The following is a 6,243-nucleotide window of genomic DNA, read 5'->3' on the forward strand; positions in this document are numbered from 1 at the left end:
CCCTCTCCTGGCATAAGTCAGGAGAGGGGGAAGGGGTTGTGGGGTTGGGGGTGAGGAAAGGGCAGGGACAGGGGGCTGAGGAGATACGATCTCTGTTTCCTTTGTGGCTGAAAAAAACCCGCTCCGAAGGTTGAGTTGTCATGCCACCAAGAACACAAAGGGCGCAAAGGGGTAGGACATTTGGGGGAAAATATGTGATCTCTGTGTCCTTTGCGGCGTGCGATCCAAAAACGGATGCTGAGTACGTCGGCTGGATGGTACCGGAGGGATTCCGATTGACGCTGCCCATCTGCTATGGTAAACTCGGCGCCGATTTTCCACCGCGCTTCTTCTTTCCAACGCGTGTCGACAATCCCAAATTTCGGGCAGCGTCGAGCGCCGCCGGCAACGGGGCGGACTGGGCGCGGACGCCCGCGGAAAGAACGATCGGCGCCATTCTTACGGCCTGGGAGGCGTAATGGAACGGAACATTGTGGTCGCGGAAGCCACCGGACATTTCATCGAGGACTATCCGGTCGAGATCGTCGAACGCAAGGGGATCGGCCACCCGGATTCGCTTTGCGACGGGATCGCCGAACGCATTTCGGTGGAGTATACCCGCTGGTGCCAGGACAACCTCGGCACGGTGCTGCATCACAACTTCGACAAGGTTCAACTGGTCGCGGGCGAGGTTCAAGTGGGGTTCGGCAAGGGGGAGCTGCTACGGCCGATCCACATCCAGATCGCGGGGCGCGGCACGCCCGAATTCCGCGGCCAAATGATCCCGATGGACGCGATCGCAATCAACGCCGCCAAACTGCACGTCCGCGAGACGATGAAAAACCTGGATCCGGACAAGCACATGGTTATCGATTGCTTCGCCGGCGCCGGGGCGGCGGAGCTGGCGCACACGGTGGACCACGTGCGGGCCAACGACACCTCCTTCGGCTGCGCGCACTGGCCGCGCTCCCAGGTGGAAACGGCCGTCTACGAATCGGCCCAGTACCTGAACTACGAGCTGATCAAGATATTCCCGGTCGGCGAGGACGTCAAGGTGATGGGCATGCGCAAGGGCGACCAGATGGTCCTAACCTGCGCGGTGCCGTTCATCTCGACCGAGGTGAAGGATCTCGGAGAATACCTCGAGGCCCGCAAGGGTGTCCGGGATTCGGTCCAGGCCTTTGCGGAAAAACTCGCCCCGCGGCGCACCCTGACGGTGGACGTCAACACCGCCGACGACGACGCCGGCGGCGAGGTGTACCTCACCATGACCGGCACCTCGGCCGAGTGCGGCGACGACGGATCGGTCGGCCGCGGCAACCGGGTCACCGGGCTGATCACCCCCTTCCGCACCGCGTCGCTGGAAGCCGCCGCAGGGAAGAACCCGATCTCCCACGTCGGGAAGATCTACAACGTCCTCGCTTTCCTGGCGGCGCAGGAGATCGTCAAGGAAATTCCGGAAGTCCACGAAGCGAGCGTCTACATCCTGTCCCAGATCGGCCATCCGTTGGATCAGCCGCTGATCGCCACCGCAACCATCAAGCCGGACAAGGGCTCGATGACCAAGGGCATGGAAGAGAAGGTCCGCCAGGTTTTGGACCGGAGGCTGGAGAAGGTGCACGAAGTCCGGGGGTTGATGGCGGAGCAGAAAGTAAAACTTTACTAAGCAGAGGGGCTGTCGAAAAACCGCATTGGGTTGTCTCCGGATCGTCATGCCCGCGCCCGCCCTCGCGGAGCGGGGGTGTTCGTAGCGGGCATCTGGCCGTTGAAACCCTGGATTCCCGCGAAGCCCACGCGGGAATGACGATCTATCTCCGGCGGGGAATTTTCCGCAAATACCATTGATTCACTTTTTCCCGCTTTCGCGGGATGATGAAATACCCCGCGGCTTGCCGCGCAGTTCTTGAGGGTTGCGCTCCGTGATACCGCGCGGTAGTTCATCGACGGCCCCTTTTTGCGGTCCTCCTATCCCCGGTCTGCCTCCCCCCGTCCGTCCCGCTGTTAGCCCGGTCATTCCACTTTTCCTTTCGGAATTTCGCGTCGGGCAAATGGGCGGACGTGCATTTGGGGGGCGCGGTCAGGATAGGAACCTTTCCCTCTCATTCATGAAGTCGCGGTAGATCCGGTAGTAATCCGTCTGTTCGTATTCCACCTCGCGGACGGAACCGTCCTCGAACCCGTAAATCGCCGCGCCGGGGCAGGCCAGCAGGATCGGCGAATGGGTGGCGATGAGGAATTGGGCATGCCCGTCCTGCCCGACCGCCCGCAAATGGTTCAACAACTCCACTTGGCTCTTCGGGGAAAGGGCGGTTTCCGGTTCGTCGAGGATGAAGACGGCATTCAGGGCGAACAGCTTGTGGAAGTAGGTCAGGATCGATTGGCCGTGGGAAAGGGTCAAGAGCGAACTGCCCCCGAAATACTTCAACTGCCCGGGATCCGCAACGGCCCACTCGTCCAGGATCTCCGAGAAGAATTGGAAATAATTCGAGCCGAAGTAGATGCCGGGAACCCTTTCCCCGGCCCATTCCACCCGCAGGCAGTTCGGAAACTTGTGCACGTGGGGGTTGTTTTTCACCCGCCGGCGTTCGGTCTCGCGCCAGATCTGGATCCCGCAGCGGGCGGCGAGGGCCTGGAGCAGGGTGGTTTTGCCACATCCGTTTTCGCCGATGAAAAAGGTGACGTTCGACCGGAAGGGCAGGGACAGCGGCCGTTGAAAAACGCCCAGGTTGAAGGGGTAGAACTCCCGGGCCGGAAAATCCTGAATGTCGACGGTGACGTTTTGGATATGCATGGTTTCCTGGATGGCTAGAGCTTGTAGCCGAACTTGCGCAGCATCGCTTTGCGGTCGGCGACATCCTTTTCGCCCTCGATCCCGAGCGGCGCGTTGCCGTCGATCACCCCCAGGATTCCGCGCCCCCCGCCGTCCTCGGCGACGACGACCCGAACGGGATTGGCCGTGGCGCAGAATATCCGGCACACCTCGGGAACGTTCTTGACCGCGTTGAGCACGTTGACCGGATAGCAATTCTCGAGGAAGACGAGAAAGGCATGCCCGGCGCCGACCGCCCGGGCGTTTTTCTTCGCCAGAGCGATCATCGCCTCGGAGGTTCCGGAGGCGCGGACCAGGCAGGGGCCGGATGCCTCGTTGAACGCCAGCCCGAACTGGATTCCGGGCACGGCGCCCGCCAGGGCCTCGTGCAGATCCTCGACGGTCTTGATGAAGTGGGATTGCCCGAGAATCACGTTCACGGATTCGGGTTTCTCGATGGGGACGATTCGGATGTCCATGGGTTTCTCCTCCCCTCATCCGACCTCCGGCCGCCTCCTCCCAGCATAGGCTGGGAGAAAGAAGGGATGAGGGGGAGGCGGGATGGGGTGTGGGATTCGGTCAGTATGGCCAATCATAGCACGCCAAACGAAAACCGGCGGGTTTTCCCGCCGGTTTTTTCCAAAAATCCTTACGGCTTTCTTCGCGCCCTTTGCGGCTTTGCGGTGAAAGGGTGTTAGTCTCCGCCGAGCGACAGCAGTCCGTAGCCGATCTTCGGTGGACGCGCCTTTTCCTCGTCCTTGCCGAATTTCACGATGTCGCCGGTGTCGGTGATGGCTTCCACCGACAGGCCGAGCGACTGCAGTTCCTTCACCAGCACCCGGAAGGAGGCGGGGATGCCGGGCTCCTCGATCTTCTCGCCCTTGACGATCGCTTCGTAGGCTTTCACCCGGCCCTGGACGTCGTCGGATTTGACCGTCAGCATCTCCTGCAGGGTGTAGGCCGCGCCGTAGGCCTCGAGCGCCCAGACTTCCATTTCGCCGAAGCGCTGTCCGCCGAACTGGGCCTTGCCCCCCAACGGCTGCTGGGTGACGAGCGAGTAGGGGCCGGTCGACCGGGCGTGGACTTTATCTTCCACCAGGTGATGGAGTTTGAGCATGTACAACACGCCCACGGTCACCGGCTGGTCGAAGGCTTCGCCGGTCTTGCCGTCGTGCAGCACCTGCTTGCCGAGGATCGGGCTGGGCTGGCCGGTCTGTTCGGTGACCTCTTCGGCTTTGCGGCGCAGGCTTAAGCTGTCGAGTCCGGCGGTCGGCATTTCGAGTTCCTTCAGCCACAGCGTCAGCCCGGCGTCGATCGCGGCCTGATCCATGGCGTGGCGCTCGGCCGCTGTCTGGTTGGAGGCGTCGTCGAAGCGGAAGAAGGTTTCGGGTTTAAAGCCTTTCTCCTTCAGCCATTCCGTCGCCGCCGCCCGCTGCGCGTACAGGGTGTCGGTGGTGATCAGGTCCTTCTTGTACTGCCTGGAAGGCAGGACGTTTTCCAGATACAGCCGGCGGATTTCGTCGTCGTCGAGGATCGCATCCTCTTCCAGGTTGTGCTGGGCGGCCCATTTCCAGGCCTTCTCGGTCACGTCCACCCAGGTTTTCCGAATCATCCAGGCGCGCGCCAACTCGGCTTCGATCTCGAATTCGTCCGCCCCGTCGAACACGGGAGAGATGGCGCGGAAGCCGATCCGCGAGACCGCCCACCCGAGGTGGGTCTCCAGGATCTGGCCGATGTTCATCCGGCCCGGCACTCCCAGCGGATTGAGGATGATGTCGACCGGGGTGCCGTCCTCGAGGAAAGGCATGTCCTCGACCGGGACGACGCGCGAGACGACGCCCTTGTTGCCGTGGCGGCCGGCCATTTTATCGCCCTCGGTGATCTTGCGGCGCTGGGCGACCGAAACGCGCACGGTCTTCTCCACGCCCGCCGGCAGGTCGTGGTGCTCGTCGCGGGTGAAGATCTTGACGTCGACCACCTTGCCGCGTTCGCCGTGCGGGAGGCGCAGCGAGGTGTCCTTAACGTCGCGCGATTTTTCGCCGAAGATCGCGCGCAGCAACTTCTCCTCGGGCGAGAGTTCCTTCTCGCCCTTGGGGGTGATCTTCCCCACCAGGATGTCGTTCGGTCCGACCTCGGCGCCGATCCGCACGATGCCGTGCTCGTCGAGGTCCTTGAGGGCCTCCTCGCCGACGTTGGGGATGTCGCAGGTGATCTCCTCGGGCCCCAGCTTCGTATCCCGGCTTTCCACTTCGTGCTTTTCGATGTGGATCGAGGTGAATTTATCGTCCTGCACGAGCCGCTCGGAAATCAGCACCGCGTCTTCGTAGTTGCCTCCCTCCCAAGAGAGGAAGGCGACCACCACGTTCTGCCCCAGCGCCAGCTCGCCGAATTCGGTCGAGGAGGAATCGGCGATCACGTCGCCCGGCTTGATCTTTTGCCCCTTCATCACGGCCGGGCGCTGGTCGATGCAGGTGCTCTGGTTGGAGCGGGTGTACTTGCGCAGTTTGTAGGTCTTCTTGCCTTTGCCGGTCTGGACCGTGACCTGGTCGCTGGTGACCGAAAGGACCTGGCCTTCGATGTCGGAGAGGATCACCTGCCCCGAATCCAGCGCCGCCTGCGGCTCGATGCCGGTCGAGACGATCGGCACTTCGGGGCGGATCAGCGGCACGGCCTGGGCCTGCATGTTGGAGCCCATCAGCGCGCGGTTGGCGTCGTCGTGCTCGAGGAAGGGGATCAGCCCGGCCGAGATGCCGACGATCTGCCGCGGCGCCACGTCCATGTAGTCGATCTGGGCCGGGGCGGCGAACATGAACCGCGAATGGTGGCGGCAGGAGGCGCGCGGGCGGACGAATTCGCCGAACTCGTTCAGCGGCGCGTTGGCCTGGGCGATGATGAACTTGTCCTCGGTGTCGGCCGAAACGTACAACGTCTCGGAGGAAACGAACGGCGCGATTCCGATCTCCCCGCCGAGCGGCGCCAGCTTGCCGGCAATGTCCTTGGTGATCAGGTCGTCCTTCCTGGCGATCAGGTCCTTCCCGCCGGATTTGAAGGCGTCTTCGGCCAGGTGGCGGCCGATCAGGCGCGGGTCGCCGGCCGGGTAGGATTTGTAAACCTTGCGGTAGGGGGTTTCGATGAAGCCGAACGGGTTGACCTTGGCATAGGAAGCCAGGCGGCCGATCAGGCCGATGTTCGGGCCTTCGGGAGTCTCGATCGGGCAGATCCGCCCGTAATGCGATTGGTGCACGTCGCGGACGTCGAAGCCCGCCCGCTCGCGGCGCAGGCCGCCGGGGCCGAGCGCCGAGAGGGTCCGCTTATGGCGCAGCTCGGCCAGCGGGTTGGTCTGATCCATGAACTGCGAAAGCTGGCTGGAGCCGAAGAACTCGCGCACCGCGGCGACGATCGGCCGGATGTTGATCAGGTTCATCGGCGAGAAGGATTCCTGGTCGCGGATCGAC

General features: G+C 62.8%; 5 protein-coding genes. 2 read left to right on the plus strand and 3 right to left on the minus strand.

The features are described from left to right. Positions 1-275 precede the first annotated feature (275 nt). Together JW929_10290 and JW929_10295 are read left to right on the plus strand one after the other, a co-directional pair. On the plus strand, positions 276-458 hold the full coding sequence (locus tag JW929_10290) for a hypothetical protein (protein MBN1439787.1): 183 nt from the start codon (positions 276-278) through the stop codon (positions 456-458). Then, positions 458-1,645 (plus strand): methionine adenosyltransferase, encoded by a 1,188-nt coding sequence (locus JW929_10295; GenBank protein ID MBN1439788.1) that lies wholly within the window; start codon positions 458-460, stop codon positions 1,643-1,645. The genes JW929_10290 and JW929_10295 overlap by 1 nt, the downstream gene beginning before the upstream one ends. Positions 1,646-2,056: 411 nt before the next feature. On the opposite strand, the gene JW929_10300 is transcribed toward JW929_10295, so the two are convergent. The 3 genes from JW929_10300 to JW929_10310 form a co-directional block, all read right to left on the minus strand. Further along, positions 2,057-2,770, minus strand: coding sequence for an AAA family ATPase (locus JW929_10300; GenBank protein MBN1439789.1), 714 nt, complete (start codon positions 2,768-2,770; stop codon positions 2,057-2,059). A gap of 14 nt (positions 2,771-2,784) precedes the next feature. Further along, positions 2,785-3,267, minus strand: a complete 483-nt coding sequence (locus JW929_10305; protein MBN1439790.1) for an adenosine-specific kinase — start codon at positions 3,265-3,267, stop codon at positions 2,785-2,787. Positions 3,268-3,482: 215 nt separating this feature from the next. Next, positions 3,483-6,243 (minus strand): DNA-directed RNA polymerase subunit beta (locus JW929_10310; protein ID MBN1439791.1); only part of this gene is annotated, 2,761 nt, incomplete at its 5' end.

The sequence above is a fragment of the Anaerolineales bacterium genome, from assembly GCA_016928575.1.
In the GTDB taxonomy this organism is placed as follows: Bacteria; Chloroflexota; Anaerolineae; order Anaerolineales; family RBG-16-64-43; genus JAFGKK01.

Coding starts and splice junctions, on each gene's coding strand:
- JW929_10295 (MBN1439788.1), top strand. CDS start 458: ATGGAACGGAACATTGTGGTCGCGGAAGCCACCGGACATTTCATCGAG.
- JW929_10300 (MBN1439789.1), bottom strand. CDS start 2,770: ATGCATATCCAAAACGTCACCGTCGACATTCAGGATTTTCCGGCCCGG.
- JW929_10305 (MBN1439790.1), bottom strand. CDS start 3,267: ATGGACATCCGAATCGTCCCCATCGAGAAACCCGAATCCGTGAACGTG.